We start from the raw sequence: 26,749 nt of genomic DNA, 5'->3' as shown, positions 1-26,749 counted from the left end.
GGCAAGTCACTGCGCAATCGTGCAACCCGGCGTAACAGGGGCATCCAGAATCTATGTGGCTACTCGATAAATTCCTGAAGCAGGCGATCCATACCGGCCAGCTGTTGGTGACCGACCATGACGGCAAGGCATATACCTATGGCACTGGAGCGGAGGGAATGGATCCACGCGGTCCGGTCCGCATCCGCTTTACCCACCCCAAGGCGTCCGGCCACATCGCGCGCTACCCCCAACTGGGCGCTGGCGAGGCCTATATGTGGGGCTGGCTAGTCGTTGAGGAGCCGCACGACATCCGCGACATGATCCTGTTGGTGACGATGAACGCCAAACGGCTGGGGGACGACGCAATCAAGGCGAAAGGCGGCGTGCGCAAAGTCCTCGACCGCCTCGTTGCCAAGGCCGACAGCATCAATCTGAAAGCCAAGGCGCGCAGAAACGCTGAACACACCTACAATCTGACCCGTCGACTCTATGAATTGTTCCTCGACGAAGACCGCCAATACACGATGGGCTATTACCGCAATCCGGATGTCAGCCTGGAACAGGCGCAGATGGACAAGAAGGCGCATCTGGCTGCGAAGATGTACATTCAGCCCACGGCGGACGGCAAACCGATGAAGGTGCTCGACATCGGCTGCGGCTGGGGCGGCTTCGCGATGTACCTGCATGAAAAATATGGCTGTGAAGTACTCGGTGTCGCGCTTGCGGAAGACCAGATCGCATTCTGCAAGGAACGCGCGGCGGCCGCCGGTGTGTCCGATATGGTCAAGTTCAAACTGATGGACTACCGCGACGTAGAGGGCGAGTTTGACCGGATATCCTCCGTCGGGCTGCTGGAACACGTCGGCACCCCGCATTATCCGCAATTCTTCGAGCACACTCATAAACTGCTGAAACCCGATGGGATCATGTTCTCCCATTGTTGCGGGCGAGCGGGAGAGCCAGGCCGAACAGACGCCTGGACCCGCAAGTATATCTTCCCTGGCGGATATATCCCGGCCCTGTCCGAACTGGTGATCCAGAGCGAAAAGGCCGGCTGGCAGGTGATGGATGTGGAAGGGATGCGGTTCCATTACAGCCACACGCTGGAGGAATGGTACAACCGCACGGTCATGCACCGGGACGAGATCGTCGCGCTGTATGACGAACAGTTTTTCCGCATGTGGCAATTCTACCTGGTCGGGGCGGAACAAAGCTTCCGCCACGGTACGATGGTCAATTGGCAGATCGTTTATGTGAAAGACCGGGCCGCCCTGCCGATGACGCGCGATTTCATGACCGAGGAAAGCGCCCGGTTGAGAGAGGAAAGCGAGATCCCGCTGTGGAGCCTGGACCCGCATGTCCGGGAGGCTGCCGAATAGGTCCGGAGCCAAATCGCCAAATTTCTGTTGAACTACGTCTTTATAGGATTGCGCGTTTACGCAGACCTTGTCGTAACTATCGCCTCGACAAGAACGAACTTCCGAAGATCTTCAAACGCTGGATAGAACGGGACACGATGAGCAAGGCACTGATCGCGAAGTTTCTGGATCGGGTCGTCAAGCAAGGGAAACTGTCGGTATCCTTTGCGGACGGTGAGACGATGGCGTTCGGCGTTCCTGCGCACGGGTTTCCCGAAGTGGCCATACGCTTCACCGACAACCGGGTTCCGCGCGACATCCTGCTCGATCCCCGTATCGGCGCCGGCGAAGCGTTCATGGACGGCCGCCTGATGATCGAACAGGGCGACGTGATGGCGCTGGTACAACTGCTCCGCGCCAACCAGCCGTGGGACCGCGGCGGCGAACTGAGGCCGCCGAGCATCTTACGAAAGTTGTCCAATCTTGCGGGATTTGCCCGGCAGTCGGTCAACGGACGAATTGGTGCGCGGCGCAATGTCTCGCATCACTATGACATCGGAAATGACCTCTACCGCCTGATGCTCGACGCCGACCATATGCAGTACAGCTGCGCGTACTGGCACCGGGACGGCATGACGCTGGAGGAAGCGCAGGAAGCGAAGCTGGCCCATATCGCCGCCAAGCTCGCCTTGCAGCCGGGTCACCGGGTACTCGACATCGGTTGCGGTTGGGGCGGCATGGCAATCTACCTCGCGCGGAATTTCGACGTCAGCGTGACGGGCATCACCCTGAGCAGGGAACAACTTGCGCTGGCGCAATCACGTGCCGCCGATGCGGGGGTGTCCGACGATGTGAAATTCGAGTTGGCCGACTATCGCGACCTGCCTGCCCGAGGCATTCATTATGACCGGATCGTATCGGTCGGCATGTTCGAACATGTCGGTAGGCCCCAGTTTCCCGTATTTTTTCGCTCCGCAGCCAACCTGCTCACCGATGACGGCGTAATGCTTCTGCACACGATAGGCCGCTTTGGAAGACCGGGGTCGACTGACGCGTTCACCCGCAAATACATCTTCCCCGGCGGTTATATTCCGGCGCTGAGCGAGACCCTTGCCGCCAGCGAGAAAGCGCGGCTAATCGTCTCCGACACGGAAACGCTTCGGCTGCATTACGCGAAAACCTTGCGGCAGTGGTACACGCGCTGCCAGCAGCACCGCGAGGCCATCATCGCGATGCACGACCAGCGCTTCTTCAACATGTGGACCTTCTATCTTGCCGGCGCGACTGCCGCGTTCGAAAGCGGGGGCATGTGCAATTACCAGATCCAGTTCGCCCGCAGCCGCCACGCGTTGCCGCTGACCCGGGATTACATGGCTAGCGCCGAGCAGGATTTGCTGTCCGTCCAGACTCCGGCATTGTGAATAGGCCCCGCGCCTGATAGTCGCGCCGCGAATTCCCCGCAGGAGCAGTCGCCGACCATGTCCGATATCAAGAAAGTCGTTCTCGCATATTCGGGCGGCCTCGACACGAGCGTAATCGCCAAGTGGCTGGAGGTGGAACGCGGCTGCGAAGTGGTGACGTTCACCGCGGATCTCGGACAGGGCGAGGAGATCGAACCGGCCCGGGAAAAGGCGCGGGCGATGGGGATCCCCGACAAGCACATCTTCATCGAGGACGTGCGGGAGGAATTCGCGCGCGACTTCATCTTTCCGATGATGCGCGCCAACGCGCGTTACGAAGGCGACTACCTGCTCGGCACGTCGATCGCCCGACCACTGATTTCCAAGCGGCTGGTCGAAATTGCCCGCGAGACCGGTGCCGATGCCATCGCGCATGGCGCGACCGGCAAGGGGAACGACCAGGTTCGCTTCGAATTGTCGGCCTATGCGCTCGCTCCCGACATCAAGGTTATTGCCCCATGGCGCGAGTGGGACCTGACCAGCCGGACGGCGCTCATCGCATGGGCGGAGAAGCATCAGATCCAGGTGCCAAAGGACAAGCGCGGCGAGAGTCCGTTCTCCACCGACGCCAACATGCTGCACACGTCCAGCGAAGGCAAAGTTCTCGAAGACCCGTGGGAAGAGACGCCCGATTACGTCTATTCGCGGACAGTCGATCCCGAAAATGCACCGGACACTCCCGAATACATCACCATCGATTTCGAACGCGGGGATGGGATCGCCCTGAATGGTTCGGCGATGAGCCCCGCCACTTTGATCGAAGCGCTTAATGAATTGGGCCGCAAACATGGAATCGGCCGACTTGACCTCGTCGAAAACCGCTTCGTCGGCATGAAGAGCCGCGGGATGTACGAAACCCCCGGCGGCGAGATCTACGCCCGGGCCCATCGCGGGATCGAGCAGATCACCCTCGACCGGGGTGCGGCGCATCTCAAGGATGAGTTGATGCCGCGCTATGCCGAGCTCATCTACAACGGCTTCTGGTTCTCGCCGGAGCGCGAGATGCTGCAGGCCGCGATCGACCTCAGCCAAGCCAAGGTCAACGGCACGGTTCGATTGAAGCTGTACAAGGGCAACGCGTCCGTGGTTGGCCGCAAATCGCCCGACAGTCTGTATTCCGAGCGGCACGTCACGTTCGAGGACGATGCGGGAGCCTACGACCAGCAGGACGCCGAGGGCTTCATAAAGCTCAACGCCCTGCGTCTGCGGCTGCTCGCCCAACGCGACCGCTAGGCTTCTGCGACGAAGCGTTGACTTATCCACCCTTGTCCACCGGTGATTCCGCTTGCGGTGGATAACTTGCTTGCCCGACTCGCTGATCGGGAGCAGTCTCAAGTCATCGGAAAGGCCAGAAAGCTTCTCTGAAAGATAGTTTAACGACTTGAAATTAGAAGAGAATTCGAACCGATTCGGCGTAGTGGCGCCTGTCCACGCGGTCCAGGAGGACTTCTCGTAAAGGGTTTCGGCCCGGAACTGAGAAGACCATTGATAGGAACGCGAACGTAGCGCCAGTACGGGCCGGTCAGTCCGGTCAGGTAACGATACGATTGCAGGCGCTTCGGCAAGTGCAGTCGTTTGAAAGGCCTGGCCACCAAGGATTGAACGGTCTCGGAACCGGAAGGCAAAGGCAGCGATCTTCGGATTGGTGCCGGAACCGGAAGGAACCGGATGCCGGCGCGAGCACCGGTGACGACGCCAACGAATGCCCGGATCTTCGGATCCGGTGCTAACGGGACGCGAAACACCGGTCGCCAAGTCCTTTTTCGGAAGGCCACGCGCGGGTAAGAGTGGGGTCGGCAGAGATGCCGGCCCCATTTGCCTTAGGGGGCCCGCTCGATCGCAATTCCGTCGCTGTGTAGCTGCCGACACCCCACATACTTGGTGCCCGGCGTAATCGACCCCCAAAATGTAGCGCGAATCGGCAGATTGCATCCCGGCGACCATGCTGCACATTTGCACCCGTTGGACCGGCACCACGCCAGATCGGTCCCAATATCGTGGTTAATTTCGGTTCATCTACGACCAGTCGAGCCAGTTTCGGGATGAGCACCCCCTACCCGGGTGTCGCTGCAACCAACCGGCGCGTAAATGGTTCCCACCATGAATACGCCAAAATCATCCGCTCGCCACCTTCCCGTCCGGTCCATCCTGATGGCCGCTGCGCTCATCCTTCCGGTCGCTTCGGGCGGTCCCGCGCTGGCTGACGAAAGCGCCGAGATGATCCGCGCCCAGCAGGCCGAATTCGCTGCGTCCTTCGCCGCATTGCCGGCCCCGATCGCCAAGTTCGACACGCCAGCCGGCGCCGTCGACATCACCGAGATCGCCGTCCCGGTGGAGGCGCCCGTCCTTCGCACCCTCGGCAGCGGCGTCGCCAGCTATTACGGCAAGCGCTTCGCCGGACGCCGCACCGCCAGCGGCGAACCGTTCAACCCGCAGCACCTCACCGCCGCGCACAAGACCCTGCCCTTCGGCACCAAGGTCCTGGTCACCAACCCGCGCTCCGGCAAGTCCGTCACCGTGCGGATCAACGACCGCGGTCCCTATGCCCACGGCCGCAGCATCGACCTGTCGCGCGCCGCGGCGGAGCAGATCGGCCTCGTTGCCCGCGGTCACGGCACCGTCGAAATGGCCGTGATCGAGGGCTAAGCCCCCGCCCGCATCTTCCGACTACCTACTTCTGCAACTGACCCCGCACCGCTCCGGCGGGATGCGCGGTGTTGTGCACGTTGACGTAATACTCGCCCGGCTTGTCGGCCATCCGCTCGAGCAGCTTCTTGTCCGCCGCCACGCAGGCTTCGTTCTTCGTGCCGGTGACGGAGATGGTGATTACCGGCGGCCCGTCCGCCCCGGCCTTCCCCCCGTGGATATGCGCCGCGGTGGCCGCGGCGATATTGCCGACCGACAATTCATAGCAGAACTGCCCCTCCGTCAGCTTCAGCGCGGCGGCCAGATCGCCGTAGCCATCCTTGTCCCCGCCCGCGGTTTCCGCCGAACCGCTGAGGTCGGCGAACAGGTAGATCACTTCGGGCGGCGGGATATCCTGCGCCGCCGCGTTCCCTGCCAAGCCCGCCGCCAGCAATCCGGCGAGCGCCCCTGCGCCCAGCACGCCAGCCCCGATCAACCGTAATTTCATCGCATCCTCCACCCTTGTTGCGGAGGCAGCCAGTTTACCGCCCCCTGACCCGCCAAAATTACGCCTCCGCGGGCACGGTGGCAAGCTCTTCCCCCGCCGGGGCAAAGGCGCGGGCAGGGTTACAAAGGTGACATGTCCTACAAACCGTGTCTGCCTGCAGGACCGGCGGATTTCCGCCATTCGAGCCGCTGAAAGTGACACATCGGCCCCACGGCAGAAATAAAATCTTCGCATAGCAGCGCGCACGATAGTTACCCCCCCGCCCCGCCGCGCCCGGAAATCACCGACGCCGCCGCCGATCCTCCCCCTCCACCTGCGAGACGTACCAGCTGCGTTCGCGGGTAAACAGCTTCTCGCATTCGAGCGCTTCCTCGTCCGACGTTCCGGCGGGAGCGCGCGGCCCCGGTACCGCTTCTCCGTCCTCCCAGTCGAAACTGGCCCACTCGATCCGCTCGGCGCGGCCCATCGGGGCCGCTTGGCTTTCCTCGCAGAGGCTCGAGCGGGCGGTCGCCCTTTGGCTGCCGCGACCAAGGTTCAGGAATTTTGCTGCGGGCGTTGCGTTGGGGTTGGCTTCACCCTGCCGCAGCAACCGCCTTCGCCGGGCGGGTCTTCTTCCCCTTCTCCCATCCGGCCCAGCCAGTGGCGGCGCCGGCTAGTACTCCGGCCAGGATCGTAAGCGCGGGCGGGATGCTGGCGTAGGCGGTGAAGGCGTGTTCCAGCAGCGGCCAGCCGCTCGCGGTGAACATGGCGAACGCCTGGAATGTCACGAAGCCCGCGGCAATCAGCCACGGGGCGCCGTTGCGGCGGTCGCGCGCGTACAAGACCAGTGCGAACAGCGCGACCATCCCGTCGCTGATCACGATGGTGTCGAGCACTTCGCGCGGGCCTTCGCTGCCGATGAAGTTCATCCACGGGAAGAATTCGCCCATCACCCGGCTGAACGGGGATTCGAACAGGATCAGCGGCGTCGCCAGCATATAGCCCGCGTGCAGCCGGATGTTCCCGCGGTGCCGCAGCGCCCCATAGAAAAGCGTCAGATACGCGGCGATGGCCACCACCATCCCGACCCCGAAGGACGGGCCGAGCGTCATGACGAACGGGCTTTCCGCCGCCATGTAGCGCTCCACCGTGACGTTGATGATCATCACGAAGCCCGCGATCAGCAGCGGGAACAGCGCGAAGCTGGCGCGGCCCATCAGGCGGTGGACCCCGGGCTGGCGGCTGTGGATCGTCAGGCTCTGAGCGAGCAGCAGCAGCAGCCAGCTCGTCGCCGAGAAAGCATGGACATGGAACGCCGGCGGCACCCCGCCGATGCGGGTGAAGTAACTCGCCCAGAAACCGGCCACGGTGACCAGCAGGACAAAACCGACGAAATAATGTGCGTATCGGTACGGCATGGGTATCCCCCCCCAAGCGCGACCTGGGGAGGGATTTATGCTATATTGCGAATTCGATCAAGCGGACGTCGCGGCGGAGGCCTTGGCAGCGGATTTCCCGGCGGGGGCGCGCTTCTTGGCCGCGGGCTTGCTCGCCGCGGGTTGGGCGGATGCCGGCTGTTTCGCCAGCATGTCCTTCAGGTAGCCGCCGGTGAAGCTGCGCGGTTCCTGCGCGACGTGTTCCGGCGTGCCCGCCGCCACCACTTCGCCGCCGCGCACCCCGCCGCCGGGGCCGAGGTCGATGATCCAGTCGGCCACCTTGATCACATCGAGGTTGTGTTCGATCACCACAACGGAATTGCCCTGGTCGACCAGCCGCTGGAGCACTTCGAGCAATTTGCGGACATCCTCGAAATGGAGGCCGGTGGTCGGTTCGTCGAGGATATACAGCGTTTGCCCGGTGGACCGCTTGCTCAGTTCCTTCGCCAGCTTGACCCGCTGCGCCTCCCCCCCGCTGAGCGTGGTCGCCTGCTGCCCGACCTTGATATAGCCGAGCCCGACCTCGTTCAGCATGTGCATCTTGTCCCGGATGCTGGGGACCGCCTTGAAGAACCCCTCCGCCTCCTCGATCGTCATGTCGAGCACGTCGGCGATGCTGAGGCCCTTGAATTTCACCTCCAGCGTTTCGCGGTTGTAGCGTTTGCCGTGGCATTGCTCGCAGGTGACATAGACATCGGGCAGGAAGTGCATTTCGATCTTGATCAGCCCGTCGCCCTGGCACGCCTCGCACCGGCCGCCCTTGACGTTGAAGCTGAACCGCCCGGGCTTGTAACCGCGCGCCTGGCTTTCCGGGAGGCCCGCGAACCAGTCACGGATCTGGGTGAACGCGCCGGTGTAGGTCGCCGGGTTGGAGCGCGGGGTGCGCCCGATGGGCGACTGGTCGATCTCGATCACCTTGTCGCAGAATTCGAGGCCGGTGATCTTGTCATGCGGCCCCGCGATGACCCGCGCGCCGTTCAGCGCCCGCGCCGCGCCCGCGTGCAGCGTATCGACGGTGAAGCTGGACTTGCCGCTGCCCGATACGCCGGTGATGCAGGTGAAGGTGCCGAGCGGGATGCTGGCCGTGACGTCGCGCAGGTTGTTCGCCCGCGCGCCGTGGACGGTCAGCTGGTGGCCATTACCCTTGCGGCGGGCGGCAGGCACTTCGATCCTGCGGGTGCCGTTGAGATATTGCGCGGTCAGCGACTGCTTGACCTTGAGCACCTGTTTCAGCGTGCCTTCCGCCACCACTTCGCCGCCGTGGATACCCGCGCCGGGCCCGAGATCGACGACATAATCCGCCTGCCGGATCGCGTCCTCGTCATGTTCCACCACGATGACCGTGTTGCCGAGATCGCGCAGCCGCTTGAGCGTTTCGAGCAGCCGGTCGTTATCCTTCTGGTGCAGGCCGATGCTGGGCTCGTCGAGCACATACAGCACGCCCGACAGCCCGCTGCCGATCTGGCTGGCGAGGCGGATGCGCTGGCTTTCCCCTCCCGACAGCGTTCCGGACGTGCGGTTGAGGTTGAGGTAATCCAGCCCGACATTGTCGAGGAAGCCCAGCCGTTCGTTGATTTCCTTGAGGATCGCCGCGGCAATCTGGCTCTGCTGCGGGGTCAGCTGGGAGTCGAGGCCGAGGAACCACTGCTTCGCATCGGCGACGGACATGCGCGTGGGCGCGGCAATATCTGCGCCGACGATCTTGACCGCCAGCGCCTTGGGATTGAGCCGCGCGCCGTTGCACGTTTCGCACGGCTGGCTGGTCTGGTACTTGCTCAGTTCCTCCCGCATCCAGGCGCTGTCGGTTTGCAGCAGCCGGCGGTTGAGATTGCCGATCACCCCTTCGAACGCCTTGTTGACGGTGTAGGTCTTGCGTCCGTCCTTGAAAGTCAGCGGCACCGGCATCCCGCCCGTACCGTGGAGGATGATCGTCTGCTGATCCGGCTGCAGCTGGTTCCACGGGGTCGTCAGGTCGAAGTCATACGCCTTCGCCAACGATCCCAGCACTTGCATATAGTATGGCGACGGCGGGTTGGACTTCGCCCACGGCACCACCGCACCCTGTTTCAGGGTAAGCGCTTCGTTCGGCACCACCAGTTGCGGGTCGAACAGCTGCTTCTCGCCCAGCCCGTCACAGGTCGGGCAGGCCCCTTGCGGCGCGTTGAAGCTGAACAGGCGCGGTTCGATTTCCTCGATGGTGAAGCCGCTGACGGGGCAAGCGAATTTCTCGGAGAAAACGATCCGGTTCGCCGGGAGACCGGTGCCCTTCATCTGGCCGCCTGACGCGTCCTCGTCCTCCCGCCCAGGCACAACGCCGTCGGCGAGATCGACATAGGCCAACCCTTCCGACAGCTTCAGCGCGGTCTCGAAACTGTCGGCGAGCCGCGTTTGGAGACCTTCCTTCACCGCCAGCCGGTCCACCACCACTTCGATGTCGTGCTTCAGTTTCTTGTCCAGCGCGGGCGCTTCCTCGATCGGATACAGTTCACCGTCGATCCGCACACGGGTGAAGCCGGCTTTCTGCCATTCTGCCAGTTCGCGCCGGTATTCACCCTTGCGGCCCCGCACAACAGGGGCGAGCAAGTAGAGCCGTGTGCCTTCGGGCAGGGTCATCACCCGGTCGACCATGGTGCTGACGATCTGCGCTTCGATCGGCTTGCCGGTGGCGGGCGAATAGGGAATGCCCACCCGCGCCCACAGCAGTCGCATGTAGTCATAGATTTCGGTCACGGTCGCCACGGTCGAGCGCGGATTGCGGCTAGTGGTCTTCTGTTCAATGGAGATCGCTGGCGACAGCCCGTCGATATGTTCGACATCGGGCTTCTGCATCATTTCCAGGAACTGGCGCGCATAGGCGCTCAGGCTTTCGACATAACGCCGCTGGCCTTCCGCATAGATCGTGTCGAACGCGAGGCTGGATTTTCCCGAACCGCTGAGGCCGGTAATCACGATCAAACTGTCCCGGGGCAGATCGATATCGATGCCCTTGAGATTATGCTCCCGCGCGCCGCGGACGGAGATTTTAGTCAGTGCCATGAAGTCAGGATGTTCCGCAAATGTTCGCAAAGGTCAAGGGGCGCCGGACCGCGCCCCACAGGGAACCGCCGATGTGGGGCGCTCGGCGGGGATTGCAACACGCCGCGCGCTCAGATTGTCGCATCAAGCGGGCCTGTCCGCCATTGCCTGATGCCCGGCAGTGGATGCCGCGAGGCCTGCAGGCCGGGCGCGTCAAGAATGCCATCAATTGCCGCCGCGCCCCTTGCAATCCCTGTCAATCTGCGGTTCAAGCGAAGTTTGTTACAGATGTAACATTCACCGGTGCGCACGTGTTCGCTCACCGGATTCTTAAGTTTTGGAGAAACCATGAAATCCCATCTTCTGGCCGCAGTCGCGGCGAGCGCCCTGCTTGCAGGTTGCGCCACAACCAATCAGGCCGCAGATATGCCCATGACCGATACCGTCGCCGGAACCGCGATCCCCGAAGGCACCGGTTATTTCGCCCAGCCGAGTGACCTGCCGCTCCACGCACCGGATTTCTCGAAGATTTCCGATTCAGATTACGCTCCGGCGTTCGATCAGGCGATGCAGATCCACAACGCGGAAATCGCAGCCATCGTCGAGAATCCTGAAGCACCCACGTTCGCCAACACGATCGTCGCGCTGGAAACCTCGGGCAAGATGCTGAACCGCGTCGCTACCGTGTTCTATGCCCTCACCGGTTCGAACACCAACGACACGCTGCAGGCCATCGACACCGAAATCAGCCCCAAGCTGTCCGCGCATAGCGACGCTATCACGCTGAACCCGGAACTGTTTGCCCGCGTCAAGGCGGTGTACGACAACCGTGCCGCGATGGCGATGACGCCGGAAGACGCGAAGCTGCTGGAAGAAACCTACAAGGAAATGGTGCACGCCGGCGCGATGCTGACGCCGGACCAGAAGGAACGCGTCAAGGCAATAAACAGCCGTCTTTCCACGCTGACCACCGATTTCTCGCAGCGCCTGATCGAAGCCAACAAGGCGAACGCCTTGGTAGTCGATGACCGGGCGATGCTGGCCGGATTGTCCGAAGCCGAAATTACCGCTGCGGCGAAAACCGCTACGGATCGCGGAATGCCCGGCAAATATGTGATCGCGCTCCAGAACACCACGCAGCAGCCGATCCTGCCGAGCATGGAAAACCGCGAATTGCGCGAAAAACTGTTCCTGCAAAGCATCCACCGCGCCGACCAGGGTGGTGCCAACGATACCCGGGCGCTGATTGCCGAAGTGGCGAAGCTGCGGGCCGAAAAAGCCGCGTTGTTCGGTGCACCCGACTGGGCGACCTATGCGATGTACGACCGCATGGCGCAAAATCCCGAAACCGCGATCAACTTCATGGAAGCGATGGTCCCCGCCCTCGCCGCTACGCAGCGCGCCGAAGCCGCCGCGCTCAACGCGGAAATCAAGAAGTCGGGCGAAAATTTCACGGTCAAGCCGTGGGATTGGGACCGCTATGCCGAACAGGTTCGCCAGGCGAAATACGACCTCGATGAAAGCGCGGTGAAGCCGTATTTCGAAGTCACCCGCACGCTGGAAGACGGCGTGTTCTTCATGGCGGAAAAGCTTTACGGCCTGACCTTCGAAAAGCGTACCGACCTGCCGGTCTATCATCCCGACGTGTCGACCTACACCGTGTACGACAAGGACAAGAGTGTCCTCGGCATCTTCTATTTCGACCCGTTCCAGCGCGATAACAAGCGCGGCGGGGCGTGGATGTCGAACTTCGTCGAGCAGTCCCATCTGTATGGCACCAAGCCGGTGATCTACAACGTGCTGAACATCCCCAAGGCACCCGAGGGCGAACCGCAACTGGTCAGCTTCGACAATGTCGAAACGATGTTCCACGAGTTTGGCCATGCGCTGCACGGTTTCTTCGCGAACCAGAAATACGCCAGCCTGTCGGGCACTGCCACGGCGCGCGACTTTGTCGAATATCCGAGCCAGGTCCATGAAATGTGGGCATCCGATCCCGCGGTGCTGGCGAATTACGCCAAGCATCACGAGACCGGTAAGGTGATCCCGAGCGAGTTGATTGCGAAGATCGAAGCGGCATCGAAATTCAACCAGGGCTATGCGCTGGGCGAAACGATGGAAGCCGCGCTGCTCGACATGAAGTGGCATTCGCTGAGCCCGCAGGAAGCCGCAGCGATCGACACGCCGGAGAAAGTCGACGCCTTCGAACGCAAGTCGCTGACCGAACTCGGCCTCGAAGTCGAACTGGTGCCGCCGCGTTACCGCAGCAGCTATTTCAGCCACATCTTCTCCGACCCGACCGGCTATTCGGCAGGGTATTACTCCTATCTGTGGACGGAGATGCTGGACCGCGACAGCCGCAAATGGTTCCGCGAAAATGGCGGCCTGACCCGCAAGAACGGCGACCATTATCGCAACACCGTGCTGAGCAAGGGCGGGACGATGGATTACTTCGAAATGTTCCGCAACTTCGCCGGACGCGAACCCGACGTGACCCCGATGCTGGAAGCACGCGGGCTGGTTGAACCCGCGAAGTAAGCTGCACTAATGTGGAAATTGCCCCGCCCCTCACCCGAGGGAGCGGGGCTTTTTTCGTTTGGGTTTAAGCTGGTTTACCGCGTGACCAAGGCACGCCCGCTCGGTTCGCCGATCCAGGTGGCGGTGACACCCCAGACCTGCTCGATAATCGGTGCGGATAGGGCTTCGGCGGGTGATCCGCTCGCTGCCAGACGTCCCTTGTCGAGCACGATCACCTCGTCCGCGTGGTTCATCGCGAGGCCAAGATCATGCAGGACCATCACCACGCCCACACCCTCGTCCGCGATCCGCCGCAAGTGCCGCAGCAAGGTCAACTGGTGCCCGATATCGAGCGCGGCGAACGGTTCGTCTGCCAGCAGCCACTGCGGCTCCCCTGCCAGAACCCGGGCGAGCAGTGCGCGTGCCTTCTCGCCGCCGGATAGTTTCGAGATAGGCCGCCCTGCCAGTGTCTCGAGGTCGAGCGTGGCGATCGTCCGCTCAACCGGCTCGGCGGCGGTATCCCCGTGCGGCATCCGGCCCAGCGCCACCAGACTGCGCACCGCGACATCCCATGCCACTTCGCCATCCTGCGGCAGATAGCCAATCGCCCGGGCCCGGCTGCGCGGGTGCATCGTGGTCACGTCCTCGCCGGATAGCAGCACCTGTCCGCTGTCCGGCGGCAGCAATCCCGCGAGGGCGGCCAGCAAGGTGGATTTGCCCGCGCCGTTGGGGCCGCAGATCGCGGTGATCCGGCCCGGCGCGAATGCCGCGTCCACGCCCCGCAAGCGGGTGCCGATGGTTAGCTGGGTCGCCGCGAGGGCAATCATGCCAACCCCCTCCGCATCCGCAGCAGCAGCCACAGGAAGAACGGCGCACCGATCAGGCTGAGCGCGATGCCCAGCCGGAGTTCGGTGACCAGCGGCAAGATCCGCACGGTGCTGTCGGCAACCAGCACCAGCAATGCGCCCGCGAGCGCGCTCGGCAGGATCAGCTGGCTCGGGCGGCGGTCGGTGAACGGGCGCACCAGATGCGGCACGATCAGGCCGACGAAGCCGACAATTCCCGCCACCGCCACACCGCTGCCCACGGTCAGGCCGACACCCGCGATCAGCCACGCCTGCACTATCCCCGGCCGCATGCCCATGGACCGCGCCGCCGCATCGCCGAGGGTCAGCGCGTCGAGCCCGCGCCCGGTCATCAGCAGGCAGCCGATCCCCGCGGCGGTCAGCGGCGCCGCGATCCAGACCTCGCGCCAACTCCGGTCGGTCAGCGCGCCCATCAGCCACGTCACGATTTCGCTCATCGCGAAGGCGTTGGGGGCCATGCTGATTGCCAGGCTGGTAAGGGTTCCCGCCAGGCTCGCGATCATCAGTCCGGCCAGCGTGAACAGCGCAATGCCGCCTGTCCGCCCTGCGATCAGGGCGAGCAGCGCCATTCCCGCCCCCGCTCCGACCAGCGCGAACAGCGGCAGCAGCCAGGCGCTGGCGGAATAGCCGAACCAGAAACTCGCCACCGCGCCCAGCGCGGCCATCGGCGCGATCCCGAATAGCCCCGGATCGGCCAGCGGGTTGCGCAGATACCCCTGCATCGCCGCTCCCGCTGCGCCCAGGCCTGCACCGATCACCAGCGCCAGCAACGATCGCGGCAAGCGAAGTTCGCCAAGGATAATCGCCGCATTCGGGGTCTCCGCGAAATCGAGCCAGACCCGACCAGCGAGCAGCGACAGCGGCAAGGCAAGCGCGATCAGGACGAGCAGGATGGGGACGGGGCGGGTCATGTTCGCGGCTCCGGTGACTTCCCTGCAATCCCCGCCCGCACCTCCTTCAGCCGCTCCATCGCCTTGATGATCGTCGGCCCCCCGCAATACAGCAGGCCAGGATCGTATGTTGCGCGTTGCATGGCAGGCAAGGCGTCGAGCGCCGGATGCAATTGCGACCGCTCCTGTCCCGCCACCAGCAAGACTCGCGGCGGATTGGCGATGACCTGTTCGAGCGACAGGTAATCCGCCTGCCCCATCCCGATCGCGGCGCTGTGGCTGGAAAAACCGGCTCGGCGAAGCAGTTCGCTGACCAGCGCGCCCTCCCCCGGAACGATGCCGGAGGGCTGCCACAACACTGCCGGAACCGTCGCCGCGCTTTCAGGCAGCGCAGCATCTGACAAGGCCGCGGCGATCTTCCCGATCAGCATTTCCCCGCCAGCGGGATTACCCGCGAGCGCCGAAATTTGGCGGATCTGCGCGTCGCTGGCCTTCACTGTGTCCGCAATCCCGAAAGTCTCCACCCGGATGCCGAGGTCCTCCAGCCCGGCGCGGGTGGCGGGCGGCATGTAGGCGCTGGCGATCACCATGTCGGGCTTCAACGCCAGCACTTCTTCCACCGTTCCGCCCGTGACGCCGTATTGCCGGGCACGCGCCGGATCCATCGAACTGGAGGCCGGATCGCGGCTGTAATGCGACAGGGCCAGCACTTGCTCCGGCCCCGCCACTTCCGAGAGGATCGCATCGGTGCAGGGGTTGAGGCTGACGATGGTCGGCGCGCCCATTTTGGCCGGCGTTGCCGCTGGCGGGCTGCAACCCGCCAGCAGGACCACGACCGCGAGGGCGTGCCGGATGGTCACATCGCGGCCCGGACGCCAACGAACACCCCGCGGCCGGCGGCACCGTATCCCGCCGCCGTCTGGTACTGTTCGTCCGACACATTTTCGACGCGGCCGAACAGTTCGAACGCGTCTGTCACCTGCCAGCCGGCACGCAAATCGAGCAGAGCGTAACCCTTCAGCCGCACCGTGTTTGCCGCGTTGTCGAAGCTGCGCGAAACGAGGCGCAAGTCGCTGCCCAACCGGAAATCACCCGGCGTCCAGTCGGCAGAGAGGGTCGCCGCGTGGCGCGGGCGGCGGGCGAGTTCGTTGCCCCGGTTCGTCGAGCCGGAGGAACGGTCCTCGGTATCCACGAAACTGTACGCCAATCGGGCGGAGATGGTTTCGGTCAGACCGTAGCCGCCTTCCACTTCGATCCCCTGCGCGCGGGCGAGGCCGGTGTTCTGGTAGATACCGAATGGAGGCGCAGGTAGCGACACGAACGAGATCAGGTTCTCGCTGTCGCGGCGGAAAACGCTGGCGGCAAAATAATTGGCCAGAATGCGGTCGCCGTACACAATGCCAATGTCCGCGGAAGTGCTGCGTTCCGGTTCCAGCGTCTGGTTACCGTAATCGGAAAACAGCTGGTACAGCGTCGGCGCCTTGAACCCCTCGCCGACACTGGCGCGCAGGCTCCATCCGTCCGCGAGGGTGAAGGCGGCATCGGCGCCGAACGTCACCGCGCTGCCGAACCGGCTGTGATCGTCCAGCCGCGCTCCGGCGTTCACGACCAACCGGCCGGTATCGACACCAAGCTGGCTGTAGACGCCGGTGATGGCTGCCCGCTGCTCGTCATCGAAGGTGGACGTGAAGCGGCTCCATTCCCGCTCCGCCCCGAAGCGCAGCGCGAGCGTGTCGGCGAAATCCCATTTCCCGCGGATTTCGGCCCGCTCGCTGTTGCCCTTGGTGGAATAGGTCGGATCGTCCCCGAAGGCTGGATCGAGTTGGTCGCGTTCTGTTTCCGACAGGGAATAGGCGGCCATCAGGTCGAGCGGGCCGCTGCGGTATTTCAGGCCCGCCATGCCGGAGACTTCGCGCGTGTCCTGGTATTCCGCCGTATCGGCGAAGGAAAATGCGGGCGCCGGAAACCCGTCGATGTCGAGCCGCCCGTCGGCGTAATTCAGCGCCGCAATTGCCTGCAATCCAGCGGCGAGGTTGACGCTGCCGCGTCCCCCGACCTGCCATTGCCGGAAACCGTCCGGTTCCGTGCCGACCGCCGCGGAGGAGAACCCGTCGGTGCGGAAATAACCGCCGTTCAGCGTAACCGCACCGGCATTGCCGCTGATCCCGGCGCTGGCGTTCGCGTAAATTGAATCGCGCGCACCGTATTCAAGCGAACCGCGCACTCCGTCTGTCTCGCGGCTGGTCACCGCCATGACACCGCCGATCGCCTGGCTGCCCCAGATTACGCTGTTGGACCCGCGCAGCAATTCGATCTTGTCGATTGCCCCCGAAAGGAGATTACCGAAGTCGAACCCGCCACCGGGCGAAGCCGGATCGGTCACTCGCACCCCGTCGAGCAACACCAGCAATTGTTCCGCCTCCGCGCCGCGGATTCGCACCCCGGTGAAATTTCCGATCCCGCCGTTACGGGTGATCGTGACGCCGGGGGCGCGTTGGAGAATGCGCGTCAAATCCGCGCCCTGGACCTGCTCGATCTCCTCACGCCCGATTATGGCGATGGCTTGCCCGCTCTGGCCGAGCGCCTCTGACGTGCCACTCGCGACAACCGTGATGACACTGGCACGAACGGGGCTGGCGGTCCCCATATTGTCAAGATCGGCACCGCTGGGTGGCCGTGGCTGTTCCGCTGCAGCGGGCGTGGCGAGAACGATGGAACAACCGAGTAAAAACAGGTATTTGGACATTATTAGCTCCGTAGTAAGCGACATGAATGTCGCTCACAACGGAAGGGACGCAGAACGCGTCTTTCCATTTGCCTCCGACACACCCCGTCCGGCGGCTGAACGACCGAACATGGGCAGGTCTCCTGGCTCCCGGATCAAAATCTGCGCCCCGCCTTCCCGGCATCCGCGAACGGAATCCAGTGGCATAATGGAGCGCAAACTCCCCGGTCACAGTTGCGGGGGCAGCGCGAGGTTCGGGGACACCCCCTCACTCGCTTCCCTCTTAGGCCTGCTTTCACAGACAACCCATGACGTGGCCGGGGGATTAGGCGCACTGCTGCCAGATCGCAAGACCCGTTGATTACGGAAGGGCCGAGGCTCGGAAATGCGCAGGGTCCGCCTTAACCGCATTGCCGATTGTGTACCGCAAAGGGACGCTGCCGAGGCTACCGTCGCAGCCCGGGCCAGCGATTGCTACGTGCTGCGGCACGGCTGGAACTTCCTGCCGAATGACCTAGCAGAAGCGAAATTTCTTGACCCATCTGCCTTCCCTTCCCGACGAACCGGCCCCCGCGGATTTCCGCGCCCGGCTGGTTCGTGATCCGCGTCCCCTGGGGGCTGGGGCGCGGACGGGCGCGGGCGGCGCGGCATCAGGGCGACGCGCAAAGCACCGCGGACGGCGGATTGCAGCGCTGGTCGCAGCGATTGCCGTGCCGGCCGTCGCCGCGCCGGGCGAGTGGAAGTCAGCCGGTAACTTTGCGTTCCAGGACGAAGCCATCGCCGCCGCGGTAACTCCCATGCCGTTCGAGCGGCCGGGCAACAGCTTTCCCGGATCCGCATTCTATTTCCTCGAAGACGCACCGCGCATGGATTTGGCCACCGGCCCTTCCGCTTCCCCGCTGTTCGACATCACCGGCACCGGCAATGCCGACGCCGAACAGCTCGTGGAAACGCGCAACGCCGGACCGGCAGCCCAGTCGTTCCCCGGATCAGGGGACGGCGTCAGCAAGGCGCGGGCGCTGCAATGCCTGACCTCGGCAATCTATTACGAAGCGGCGAGCGAAACCGTCGGCGGGCAGCGCGCCGTGGCGCAAGTGGTGCTCAACCGCGTTGCGCATCCAAGCTATCCCGGCAGCGTTTGCGGTGTGGTTTACCAAGGGTCGGAACGGCGTACCGGCTGCCAGTTCAGCTTCACCTGTGACGGCTCGCTCGCCCGCAAACCCTCCGCCGCGGCGTGGGAACGAGCGCGCAACGTGGCGCAGGACGCCTTGCTTGGCGAGGTGTACCAGCCGGTCGGCCTCGCCACGCATTATCACACCATCTGGATTTACCCTTACTGGGCCCCGAGCCTCCACCCTGTCGGCACCATCGGCGCGCACCGGTTCTATCGCTGGCGCGGCGCGGCAGGCAAGCCGGCCGCGTTCCGGACGAGTTATTCCGGCTATGAACCGGTTGCCGCAGGTTCTGTGCGCAAGGCATCCGCGCTGGCGACAGAGGCCCCGGATCCGGTCGCGCTGGCCCGCGAGTTTACCCGCAGCGCCGGGATAGCCTCCCCGGAGCCTGAAAAAACACAGTCTCCTGCGGGCAAGCATCGGGCGATCGGCGGCGCTTCCTCCGCCCCGGCACCATCCTATTCCGCAGCCGTGACCGACCGCGGCGGCGACCGGCTGTTCAAGGCGGAAAACCTGCCGGAAGCGAGCGGTATCCGACCCGAATACGCCAACAGCGGTCGGTGGATTTCCGAGCCCAAATAACAGCTTGGCTAGACCAAGGTGGGGAAATTAACGATCCCTCAACCGTGTATCGGAACCCCGCCTTAGTGCTGCCGTTCTATTGGATCGCTACGCCATTCAGTGACCAAGGGTATCCACGGCATGACCGTCTATTTCGCCGCCGCACGCACCGTAACCCGTTCTCCGGTAGCGCGTGCGCTGTCCCGCCGGACGCCCGGCCGGGCAGCCAACGACAATGGCGACACGGTTGGCATCCAGGCCAACGACAATGTAATCCATGCCGCCCTGCGCCACTTTGCCGCGCATGGCATGGGTGCCGCACGGCAGGCGCGCTCGCAGGCCGAGGCAGCATTTTTTGCCGGTGACCGTCAGGGGTACGACTGGTGGTTGGGGATCTGCCGTGCGCTCGACAAACGGATCGCCGGACAGCTCGAAGCGGCAGTCCCTGACGCTGAAATTGCTTAACAATTTCGCGGAACGGCGGGTAGGCTGCAGGCCGCGGGAATCTGCGGATTACGCCCGCCGAATCGGGTGATTGGTAAGGCTCAAATTAACCATTCGGTGATATCTCTCGGCTAGGACAATATCCATGGCCAAGGGCGACCCCACTGCGAGGATCAAGACAATCCTGACGCATTTTGGACCGGGGGACAAGCTTTCGGAGCGTGTTCGCAGGACCTTGGTCCGCACCCTTTATAACCAGCCCGCAAGCCTGGCGATCGGCGCCCTTGCGGGCATCTTCTCGGCCGGCGTCGTCGCCCTTGGCAGCGGTGAACCGTCCCTGTGCATCGCCGCCGTCGCGCTGGCGATTGTCGCAATCGTGCGCGTGACCGTCGCCAGCAACATGTCGCCAGACGACGATGGGAACAGCACCTGGAAGCTTGAAATCATTTATGAAATCGGCGCTTTCAGCTACGCCATGCTGCTGGGCACGGTGGCAGCGCTCACCTTGCTGCTGAACATCGGAACCCAGTGGGAAGTGCTGATGACGGCTAACGCCATGTGCTACGGCGTCGGCATCTGCGCCCGCAACGCCGGCCGGCCTGCGATCGCGCTGGGCCAGCTGACGTTGACAGTCGTGCCGGTCATGGTGGTGTGCCTTTACATCGGCACCCTCGCCTACGTTACGCTGGCGGTGACGATCGCGCTTCTGCTCCCCGCGATGGCGTCGATTACGCTCAACGTGTTCAAGATCCTGCGGGATTCGATTTCGGCGGCGGAAACCAGCGCGCTGCTGGCGGACCGGATGCAGACGCTCGCCCGCACCGACGTGGTGACCGGGCTCGCGAACCGTGCCGGGCTCAACCATGCGATGGTCGAAACGCTGATGGACCTACCCGAGGGCCGGATGCTCGCGCTGTTCTGGCTCGACCTCGACCGGTTCAAGGAAGTCAACGATTTGCTCGGCCACCCTGTCGGGGACCGGGTGTTGTCCGAAATCGCCCGCCGCCTGCGCGCGGCATCGTCCGTCGATGCGACAGTCTCGCGGTTCGGCGGCGATGAATTTATCATCCTGTCCGAAGTATCCAGCCGCCTTGAATGCGAGAAGCTGGCCGGGCGCCTGCTCGACGAGATTATCCGCCCGGTCCGGATCGACGGCGACCGATTGGAAGTGCAGGCGTCCATGGGCATCGCCATCCTGCCGGAAGACGGGATCGATTCCGACACCTTGATGCAACGCGCCGACCTTGCCCTGTACCACGCCAAGGTGAACGGCCGGAACCAGCTGTGTTTCTACACCCCCGCAATGAGCCGCGACCTCGTCCGCCGACGCGAGATCGAGGCGGAATTGCGCGCGGCAATCATCAAGAACGAATTATCGATCTTCTTCCAGCCGATCGTCGATCTGGAGACCGGCAAGATCCGCACCTTTGAGGCGCTGGTGCGCTGGTTCCATCCGCAGAAGGGCGAGTTGAAACCCGACGAATTCATCCCGGTGGCGGAAGAAACCGGGGTTATCGTCACGCTCGGCAACTGGATCACCGCACAGGCGGCGAAAGCCTGCGCGGCATGGCCCGAGGATGTCACGCTGGCGGTCAATCTTTCCCCGATGCAGATCAAGGCCCCCGGCGCCGCGCTGGGCATCCTGACCGCGCTGCGCGATGCGGGCCTGGCCCCCTCGCGGCTGGAACTGGAAGTGACCGAAAGCCTGTTCCTCGACGATAACCACGCGACCAACAGCTTCATCGAGGAACTCTCCGCCGCCGGGGTCCGCTTCGCGCTCGACGACTTCGGCACCGGCTATTCCTCGCTCAGCTACATCCACAAATATCCGTTCAAGAAGATCAAGGTCGACCGCAGTTTCGTGTCCGGCCCGAATGTCGGGCGCAAGAGCGATGCGATCATCCGGGCCGTTGCCGAACTCGGCACCACGCTGGAGATGGAAATCGTCGCCGAGGGGCTCGAAACGGTCGAACAGGTCAAGGCCGTGCGCGAGGCTGGCTGCACCCTGGGCCAGGGCTATTACTTCAGCCGTGCGGTTCCGGATTATCTCGCCGCGATGCTGCTCGCCCAGGAGCGTGAAGGCGAGTACTGCAGGGCTGAAGCCCAACGCAAGACCGGATAACCATCACCATTTGCCCGTAAACCGCTACTGGTGGCTGAAAAAGCCCGCTTTATCGCACGCAATCGCTACTGCGAACTAATTGCAAAGATAGTTGCTTATCGGGCTCCTTTGTCAGTTGCAATCGCTAGACCCCCCGCCTAGTCAGGGCTCGTTTTCACGGGCGCGGCCTTGTCGCGGGACTTGGCACGCGCCGACCTTGCTGGTCTTCGTTCTGTCCCGCAACCGTAGAAGGACATCTCGCGCATATGGCCCGTAGTAAAATCGCCCTGATCGGCGCCGGCATGATCGGCGGCACTCTCGCCCACCTCGCCGCGAAGAAGGAAATGGGCGACATCGTCCTGTTCGATATTGCCGAGGGGATGCCGCAGGGCAAGGCGCTCGATCTTAGCCAGTGCGGCCCGATCGAAGGCTTCGACGCCGCGATCAAGGGCACCAACGACTACGCGGATATCGCCGGCGCCGATGTCGTGATCGTAACCGCCGGCGTGCCGCGTAAACCCGGCATGAGCCGCGACGATCTGCTCGGCATCAACCTCAAAGTGATGAAGTCCGTCGGCGAAGGCATCAAGAACAACGCGCCCGACGCGTTCGTGATCTGCATCACCAACCCGCTGGACGCGATGGTCTGGGCACTGCGCGAATTTTCCGGCCTGCCGCACAACAAGGTTGTCGGCATGGCAGGCGTGCTCGACAGCGCGCGGTTCGCGACCTTCCTCGCTTGGGAATTCGGCGTTTCGGTAAAGGACGTGAACGCCTTCGTGCTTGGCGGCCACGGTGACACCATGGTGCCGGTCCTGTCCTACTCCACGATCAACGGTATCCCGGTGAAGGACATGGCCAAGATCAAGGGCATCGACGAAGCGCGCCTCGACGAAATCGTCAAGCGCACCCGCGCGGGCGGCGGTGAAATCGTCCAGCTGCTCGGCAATGGCTCAGCCTATTACGCCCCCGCCACCAGCGCGATCGCGATGGCCGAAGCCTATCTGGGCGACAGCAAGCGCATCCTCCCCTCCGCATCCTATGTCCAAGGCAAATACGGCCTCGACGGGCTGTATGTCGGCGTCCCGACGGTGATCGGAGCAGGCGGTACCGAAGATGTGATCGAAATCGAATTGTCGGACGAAGAACGCGCGAACCTCACGGTCAGCGTCGATGCGGTCAAGGAACTGCTCGAGGCGTGCAAGGCGCTGGATAGCTCGCTGGCGTGATACGTTGCTAACCGCGAATTCTAAAATCGATCAAGACAGTTCGGAGCCCATTTAATGTCCATCCTCGTAAACAAAGACACCAAGGTCATCACGCAAGGGATGACCGGTGAAACCGGAACCTTCCACACCCAGCAGGCGCTCGATTACGGGACGCAGATGGTTGGCGGCGTAACCCCCGGCAAAGGCGGCACGACGCATATCGGCCTGCCCAATTTCAACACCGTGCGCGAGGCGAAGGCCGCGACCGGCGCGACTGCATCGTGCATCTATGTTCCGCCGCCATTTGCTGCGGACGCGATCTGCGAAGCGATCGATGCCGAGATCGAACTGATCATCGCCATCACCGAAGGCATTCCGGTGCTCGACATGGTCAAGGTCAAGGCCGCTCTCGAAGGTTCGAAGTCGCGCCTGATCGGGCCGAACTGCCCCGGGGTGCTGACCCCCGGCGAATGCAAGATCGGGATCATGCCCGGCTCCATCTTCAAGAAGGGTAGCGTCGGCGTGGTCTCGCGTTCCGGCACGCTGACCTACGAAGCGGTGCACCAGACCACAATGGTCGGCCTCGGCCAGACGACCGCGGTCGGCATCGGGGGAGATCCGGTCAACGGCACCAACTTCATCGACGTGCTGGACCTGTTCCTGTCCGACGACGAAACCAAGTCGATCATCATGATCGGCGAGATCGGCGGCAGCGCGGAAGAAGAAGCGGCTGAATTCATCGCCGAACAGGCGAAGCTCGGCCGCAGCAAACCAATGGTCGGCTTTATCGCGGGCCGCACCGCTCCTCCGGGCCGGCGCATGGGCCATGCGGGCGCCATCGTATCGGGCGGCAAGGGCGGCGCGGACGACAAGATCGCGGCGATGGAAGCTGCAGGCATCCGTGTTTCGCCGTCACCATCCGAACTTGGCACCACATTGGACGCCATGCTGAAAGAACTCGTCTGACTCCGGCGCCTGAACGTCCCCTCCCCTGTGTCCGGGGGAATGCTTATCCTCCCCGGGAGCATTGCGATACGTTCCGGCGTTACCATTGAAAGCCGCCAATTCTTCGGCAGTTGAGGTAACTCCACCCATGGGTAATGAAAACCACGATTTCGAGCTGGACGGACCGGCAGAAGGTCCGCAGGCCGGGCCATCATGGGCAAACCCGCGCTGGCCGATGGTGGGCGGCGACAGCGCGGACGACCTGACGCAGGCGCTCGACCCGACGGCAATGAAGATCGCGGTCAAGGCGGCGGCGGAACGCGGCGGCAAGGTCATGGACGATGCGGCCATTGAAAAGGCCGCCGACGCCTCGATCCGGGCGATGCTGCTGATCCGCACCTACCGCGTGCGCGGGCATCTGGCTGCAGACCTCGATCCGCTCGGCCTCAGCCAGCGCGAATTGCCCGACGACATGAAGCTCGATTGGCACGGTTTCACTGGCAAGTCGCTGGACGAGCCGGTCTATCTCGGCGGCAATCTCAATCTCGAATGGGCCACCCCGCTGGAACTGGTCGAGGTTCTCCGGGCCAATTACTGCGGCCAGGTCGGCTTCGATTACATGCACATCGCCGATGTCGAGGAACGCCGGTTCATCCAGGACCGGATCGAAGGGCCGGACAAGGTCATCCAGTTCACTCCGGAAGGCAAGCGCGCCATCCTAGGCGCGGTGATCCGCGGCGAGCAATACGAGAAATTCCTCGGCAAGAAATATGTCGGGACCAAGCGTTTCGGCCTCGACGGCGGGGAATCGATGATCCCCGCGCTCGAAGCAGTGATCAAGTACGGCGGCCAACTGGGCGTGCGGGAAATCATCTACGGCATGGCCCACCGCGGCCGGCTGAACATTCTCGCCAACGTAATGGCCAAGCCGTACAAGGTCATCTTCCACGAATTTTCCGGTGGCAGCGCCAATCCCGACGATGTCGGCGGTTCGGGCGATGTGAAATACCACCTCGGCACCAGCACCGACCGCGAGTTCGACGGGATCGAAGTGCACATGTCGCTGGTTCCCAACCCCAGCCACTTGGAAGCGGTCGACCCGGTCGTGCTCGGCAAGGCCCGCGCGCAGCAGGCAATCCGCGACGATCTTAAGAAGAACGAGCAAGTCCTGCCCGTACTGATCCACGGCGATGCGGCGTTTGCCGGACAGGGCGTAGTGTGGGAATGTTTCGGCCTGTCGGGCGTCCGCGGTTACAACACCGGCGGCTGCCTGCATTTCGTGATCAACAACCAGATCGGGTTCACCACCAGCCCGCAGTTCGCCCGGTCCAGCCCTTATCCCTCCGACGTGGCGAAGGGTGTCCAGGCGCCGATCCTGCACGTCAACGGCGACAATCCCGAAGCGGTGACCTTCGCCTGCAAGCTGGCGATCGAATACCGCCAGCGGTTCCACCGCGACATCGTGATCGACATGTGGTGCTATCGCCGGTTCGGCCATAACGAAGGTGACGAACCGAGTTTCACCCAGCCGCTGATGTACGACAAGATCCGCAAGCACCCCAAGGTCAGCGAAATCTACGAAGCGCGCCTGATCCGCGAAGGCGAGGTCGTGGAAGGTTTCGCCGATAGCCTGGTGGCCGATTTCACCGCCTTGCTGGACGCCGATTTCGAAGCTTCCAAGACCTATGTCCCCAATTCGGCCGACTGGTTTACCGGCCGCTGGAGCGGGCTGCACAAGCCCGCCGATCCCGAAACAGCGCGCCGCAACATCGACACCGGGATCGAGCGCAAGCTGTTCGACAGCCTCGGCCGCACCCTGACCACGGTGCCGGATGATCTCAACATCCACAAGACGCTGGGCCGGGTGATCGACGCGAAGCGGGCGATGTTCGGCGGCAGCGACGGGTTCGATTGGGCAACCGCGGAAGCGCTCGCGTTCGGCAGCCTTGTGACCGAGGGATACGGCGTGCGCCTGTCCGGCCAGGATTCGGGCCGCGGCACTTTCAGCCAGCGCCACGCGGTGTGGACCGACCAGCAGGACGAACGCAAATACATCCCGCTGACCACCCTGCCGCACGGCAAGTTCGAGGTCTATGACAGCACCCTGTCCGAATACGGGGTACTTGGCTTCGAGTACGGCTTCGCGCTCGCGGACCCCAAGACGCTGGTGTTGTGGGAAGCGCAGTTCGGTGATTTCGCCAATGGCGCGCAGATCATCATCGACCAGTTCATTGCCGCCGGCGAAGCCAAGTGGCTGCGGGCCAACGGCCTCGTGATGCTGCTGCCGCATGGTTATGAGGGCCAGGGGCCGGAACATTCCAGCGCCCGGCTCGAGCGGTTCCTGCAATTGTGCGCGAACGACAATATCCAGGTCTGCAACATCACCTCGCCGGCCAACTATTTCCATGTGCTGCGGCGCCAGATGCTACGTCCGTTCCGCAAGCCGCTGATCATCATGACGCCGAAGAGCCTGCTGCGGCACCCGCTGGCCAAGAGTGCGGCGGCGGAATTTACCGGCGACAGCCACTTCCGCCGGATCCTCAGCGACACTACCGAGATCGCGGACGAGAAAATCCGCCGGTTGGTGCTGTGCAGCGGCAAGGTCGCCTACGACCTCATGCAGAAGCGCGACGAGGAAGGGTTGGACGATGTCTCGATCGTCCGGATCGAGCAACTTTATCCCTTCCCTGGCGAACCGCTCAGCGCCCGTATCAAGCGGATGACGAAGCTCGAGCAGATCGTCTGGTGCCAGGAAGAACCGCACAACAACGGTGCGTGGTTCTTCGTGGACCGGTTGATCGAAAAGGCCGCGGCGGAGGCGGGCAAGACCCTCCGGCCGATTTACGCCGGGCGGGATGCATCTGCGTCACCGGCAACGGGCTTTGCCAAGAAGCATGAAGAACAACAGGCTGCGCTGGTTGCAGCGGCTCTCGACATATCCAAGTAACGCGGCACGC

The 26,749-nt window shown here is 63.4% G+C and carries 19 protein-coding genes and 1 riboswitch; of the genes, 11 read left to right on the top strand and 8 right to left on the bottom strand.

The window, feature by feature from the left end; all coding sequences use genetic code 11:
* Positions 1-53 precede the first annotated feature (53 nt).
* From GRI65_RS02530 to GRI65_RS02515, 4 genes are all read left to right on the top strand, one after another.
* Complete coding sequence (locus GRI65_RS02530) at positions 54-1,361, top strand: SAM-dependent methyltransferase (protein ID WP_160754946.1); 1,308 nt, start codon at positions 54-56, stop codon at positions 1,359-1,361.
* Positions 1,362-1,498: 137 nt separating this feature from the next.
* A complete protein-coding gene (locus GRI65_RS02525) occupies positions 1,499-2,761 on the top strand; it encodes an SAM-dependent methyltransferase (protein WP_160754945.1) in 1,263 nt (420 codons plus the stop codon).
* A gap of 57 nt (positions 2,762-2,818) precedes the next feature.
* Positions 2,819-4,033: an argininosuccinate synthase gene (locus GRI65_RS02520; RefSeq protein ID WP_160754944.1), complete on the top strand. Its 1,215-nt coding sequence runs from the start codon at positions 2,819-2,821 to the stop codon at positions 4,031-4,033.
* 867 nt (positions 4,034-4,900) lie between these two features.
* On the top strand, positions 4,901-5,446 hold the full coding sequence (locus GRI65_RS02515; RefSeq protein WP_232843893.1) for a septal ring lytic transglycosylase RlpA family protein: 546 nt from the start codon (positions 4,901-4,903) through the stop codon (positions 5,444-5,446).
* A 25-nt stretch (positions 5,447-5,471) separates the two neighbouring features.
* Here the strand turns inward: GRI65_RS02515 and GRI65_RS02510 are convergent, their stop codons facing one another.
* From GRI65_RS02510 to uvrA, 4 genes are all read right to left on the bottom strand, one after another.
* Entirely contained in the window at positions 5,472-5,933 is a 462-nt protein-coding gene (locus GRI65_RS02510) for a CHRD domain-containing protein (protein WP_160754943.1), read from the bottom strand.
* 280 nt (positions 5,934-6,213) lie between these two features.
* Entirely contained in the window at positions 6,214-6,522 is a 309-nt protein-coding gene (locus GRI65_RS02505) for a hypothetical protein (RefSeq protein WP_160754942.1), read from the bottom strand.
* Entirely contained in the window at positions 6,506-7,330 is an 825-nt protein-coding gene (locus tag GRI65_RS02500; protein WP_160754941.1) for a hypothetical protein, read from the bottom strand. The genes GRI65_RS02505 and GRI65_RS02500 overlap by 17 nt, the downstream gene beginning before the upstream one ends.
* A 57-nt stretch (positions 7,331-7,387) precedes the next feature.
* Positions 7,388-10,384, bottom strand: a complete 2,997-nt coding sequence (gene uvrA / locus GRI65_RS02495; protein WP_160754940.1) for an excinuclease ABC subunit UvrA — start codon at positions 10,382-10,384, stop codon at positions 7,388-7,390.
* Between the two features lie 327 nt (positions 10,385-10,711).
* Between uvrA and GRI65_RS02490 the strand changes: the two genes are divergently transcribed.
* Positions 10,712-12,901, top strand: coding sequence for a M3 family metallopeptidase (locus GRI65_RS02490; protein ID WP_160754939.1), 2,190 nt, complete (start codon positions 10,712-10,714; stop codon positions 12,899-12,901).
* Positions 12,902-12,975: 74 nt separating this feature from the next.
* On the opposite strand, the gene GRI65_RS02485 is transcribed toward GRI65_RS02490, so the two are convergent.
* Genes GRI65_RS02485 through GRI65_RS02470 form a run of 4 tightly spaced genes read right to left on the bottom strand, consistent with a single transcriptional unit; the run spans position 12,976 to position 17,382 of the window.
* Complete coding sequence (locus GRI65_RS02485; protein ID WP_160754938.1) at positions 12,976-13,707, bottom strand: ABC transporter ATP-binding protein; 732 nt, start codon at positions 13,705-13,707, stop codon at positions 12,976-12,978.
* Positions 13,704-14,657 carry a FecCD family ABC transporter permease gene (locus GRI65_RS02480; RefSeq protein WP_160754937.1) on the bottom strand — a complete coding sequence of 318 codons (954 nt, stop codon included), beginning with the start codon at positions 14,655-14,657 and terminating at the stop codon, positions 13,704-13,706. The genes GRI65_RS02485 and GRI65_RS02480 overlap by 4 nt, the downstream gene beginning before the upstream one ends.
* Positions 14,654-15,496 (bottom strand): ABC transporter substrate-binding protein, encoded by an 843-nt coding sequence (locus tag GRI65_RS02475; RefSeq protein WP_332872582.1) that lies wholly within the window; start codon positions 15,494-15,496, stop codon positions 14,654-14,656. Before GRI65_RS02475 ends, GRI65_RS02480 begins: the two co-directional genes overlap by 4 nt.
* The gene (locus GRI65_RS02470) at positions 15,493-17,382 is read right to left on the bottom strand and encodes a TonB-dependent receptor plug domain-containing protein (protein WP_160754936.1); all 1,890 of its coding nucleotides are present in this window, start codon (positions 17,380-17,382) and stop codon (positions 15,493-15,495) included. Before GRI65_RS02470 ends, GRI65_RS02475 begins: the two co-directional genes overlap by 4 nt.
* Positions 17,383-17,477: 95 nt before the next feature.
* Positions 17,478-17,686: riboswitch (cobalamin riboswitch) on the bottom strand.
* A 208-nt stretch (positions 17,687-17,894) separates the two neighbouring features.
* On the opposite strand from GRI65_RS02470, the gene GRI65_RS02465 reads away from it, so the two are divergent.
* From GRI65_RS02465 to GRI65_RS02440, 6 genes are all read left to right on the top strand, one after another.
* Positions 17,895-19,115: a cell wall hydrolase gene (locus GRI65_RS02465; RefSeq protein ID WP_232843892.1), complete on the top strand. Its 1,221-nt coding sequence runs from the start codon at positions 17,895-17,897 to the stop codon at positions 19,113-19,115.
* 99 nt (positions 19,116-19,214) lie between these two features.
* Complete coding sequence (locus GRI65_RS02460; RefSeq protein WP_332872581.1) at positions 19,215-19,559, top strand: hypothetical protein; 345 nt, start codon at positions 19,215-19,217, stop codon at positions 19,557-19,559.
* A 124-nt stretch (positions 19,560-19,683) separates the two neighbouring features.
* Positions 19,684-21,660 (top strand): putative bifunctional diguanylate cyclase/phosphodiesterase, encoded by a 1,977-nt coding sequence (locus GRI65_RS02455; RefSeq protein WP_160754935.1) that lies wholly within the window; start codon positions 19,684-19,686, stop codon positions 21,658-21,660.
* 245 nt (positions 21,661-21,905) lie between these two features.
* A complete protein-coding gene (gene mdh, locus GRI65_RS02450) occupies positions 21,906-22,868 on the top strand; it encodes a malate dehydrogenase (RefSeq protein ID WP_160754934.1) in 963 nt (320 codons plus the stop codon).
* Positions 22,869-22,922: 54 nt separating this feature from the next.
* On the top strand, positions 22,923-23,813 hold the full coding sequence (gene sucD, locus GRI65_RS02445; protein WP_160754933.1) for a succinate--CoA ligase subunit alpha: 891 nt from the start codon (positions 22,923-22,925) through the stop codon (positions 23,811-23,813).
* A 127-nt stretch (positions 23,814-23,940) separates the two neighbouring features.
* Positions 23,941-26,739 (top strand): 2-oxoglutarate dehydrogenase E1 component, encoded by a 2,799-nt coding sequence (locus tag GRI65_RS02440; protein WP_160754932.1) that lies wholly within the window; start codon positions 23,941-23,943, stop codon positions 26,737-26,739.
* Positions 26,740-26,749 lie beyond the last annotated feature (10 nt).

The organism is Allopontixanthobacter sediminis, assembly GCF_009828115.1.
In the GTDB taxonomy this organism is placed as follows: domain Bacteria; phylum Pseudomonadota; class Alphaproteobacteria; order Sphingomonadales; family Sphingomonadaceae; genus Allopontixanthobacter; species Allopontixanthobacter sediminis.
The sequence above is the reverse complement of the archived record's forward strand: the minus strand, read 5'-3'. Positions and strand labels throughout refer to the sequence as shown.

Coding starts and splice junctions, on each gene's coding strand:
- GRI65_RS02530 (WP_160754946.1), top strand. CDS start 54: ATGTGGCTACTCGATAAATTCCTGAAGCAGGCGATCCATACCGGCCAG.
- GRI65_RS02525 (WP_160754945.1), top strand. CDS start 1,499: ATGAGCAAGGCACTGATCGCGAAGTTTCTGGATCGGGTCGTCAAGCAA.
- GRI65_RS02520 (WP_160754944.1), top strand. CDS start 2,819: ATGTCCGATATCAAGAAAGTCGTTCTCGCATATTCGGGCGGCCTCGAC.
- GRI65_RS02515 (WP_232843893.1), top strand. CDS start 4,901: ATGAATACGCCAAAATCATCCGCTCGCCACCTTCCCGTCCGGTCCATC.
- GRI65_RS02510 (WP_160754943.1), bottom strand. CDS start 5,933: ATGAAATTACGGTTGATCGGGGCTGGCGTGCTGGGCGCAGGGGCGCTC.
- GRI65_RS02500 (WP_160754941.1), bottom strand. CDS start 7,330: ATGCCGTACCGATACGCACATTATTTCGTCGGTTTTGTCCTGCTGGTC.
- uvrA (WP_160754940.1), bottom strand. CDS start 10,384: ATGGCACTGACTAAAATCTCCGTCCGCGGCGCGCGGGAGCATAATCTC.
- GRI65_RS02490 (WP_160754939.1), top strand. CDS start 10,712: ATGAAATCCCATCTTCTGGCCGCAGTCGCGGCGAGCGCCCTGCTTGCA.
- GRI65_RS02485 (WP_160754938.1), bottom strand. CDS start 13,707: ATGATTGCCCTCGCGGCGACCCAGCTAACCATCGGCACCCGCTTGCGG.
- GRI65_RS02480 (WP_160754937.1), bottom strand. CDS start 14,657: ATGACCCGCCCCGTCCCCATCCTGCTCGTCCTGATCGCGCTTGCCTTG.
- GRI65_RS02470 (WP_160754936.1), bottom strand. CDS start 17,382: ATGTCCAAATACCTGTTTTTACTCGGTTGTTCCATCGTTCTCGCCACG.
- GRI65_RS02455 (WP_160754935.1), top strand. CDS start 19,684: ATGGCCAAGGGCGACCCCACTGCGAGGATCAAGACAATCCTGACGCAT.
- mdh (WP_160754934.1), top strand. CDS start 21,906: ATGGCCCGTAGTAAAATCGCCCTGATCGGCGCCGGCATGATCGGCGGC.
- sucD (WP_160754933.1), top strand. CDS start 22,923: ATGTCCATCCTCGTAAACAAAGACACCAAGGTCATCACGCAAGGGATG.
- GRI65_RS02440 (WP_160754932.1), top strand. CDS start 23,941: ATGGGTAATGAAAACCACGATTTCGAGCTGGACGGACCGGCAGAAGGT.